Source organism: Pseudomonas sp. SWRI81 (assembly GCF_014268545.1).
GTDB classification, from domain to species: Bacteria; Pseudomonadota; Gammaproteobacteria; order Pseudomonadales; family Pseudomonadaceae; genus Aquipseudomonas; species Aquipseudomonas hamedanensis.
This window is the reverse complement of record NZ_JABWQS010000098.1, coordinates 1-610: the sequence shown is the minus strand read 5'-3', so window position 1 is coordinate 610 and position 610 is coordinate 1. Positions and strand designations below refer to the sequence as shown.

Annotated in this window: 1 protein-coding gene; it reads right to left on the bottom strand. The window is 51.6% G+C overall.

All coding sequences use genetic code 11. The features are described 5' to 3' along the window. Window positions 1-401, bottom strand: a 401-nt coding sequence (locus HU765_RS26595) for a transposase (protein WP_186624080.1), incomplete at its 3' end; no start/stop codon positions are given. Window positions 402-610: the final 209 nt, after the last annotated feature.

Below are 610 nucleotides of genomic sequence, written 5' to 3'. Positions count from 1 at the left end.
CGTCGTAAAAGGCTTTGCAGCTTGCCGTAGACTGCCGGAGGTGGGGTCCAAGGGCGTAAATCTTCGCCTTCGTTTTTTAGAAAACGAGCGAGAAGACGGGCGTCAGATGCGTCCGTTTTACTGCGACCACCGACACTTTTACGATAATTACTCAGTTGAAAACCGTCGATGATGTAGACGTCATGACCTGACTCATGAGCCAACTCAACCAAGTCCACGTGATAAATATTTGTCGCCTCAACTGCTATCGCAGTGGGCCCCGCCAACGTTTTAAGCCAGCGCTTTATGGCCGGCTTTTCATTGGTTATCGAGGTGAGCAGATCTGGATCTGCTAAATAAATAACGAGTTCAGCTTTGGCGACGTCCACGCCCACGATTGACTTTGACACGCGCATTGCCACTGGCACTTCTCCACGCTAAGGTTTTACAGCTTGTAGGGGTTTCACCCAGAGGCGCAGGCTTGTTTCTATCGTCGCTTGAACGAAGCATTCTCTATCGGCGCTTTTGGTGGAAGGGGTGGGGCGAGGTCTCCCACGGTCTGTACTGTTACAGCAGTCAGATGCGAACTGTTCGTCCCACCACCCCTTCAAGTCTAACCATACAAGCGAGC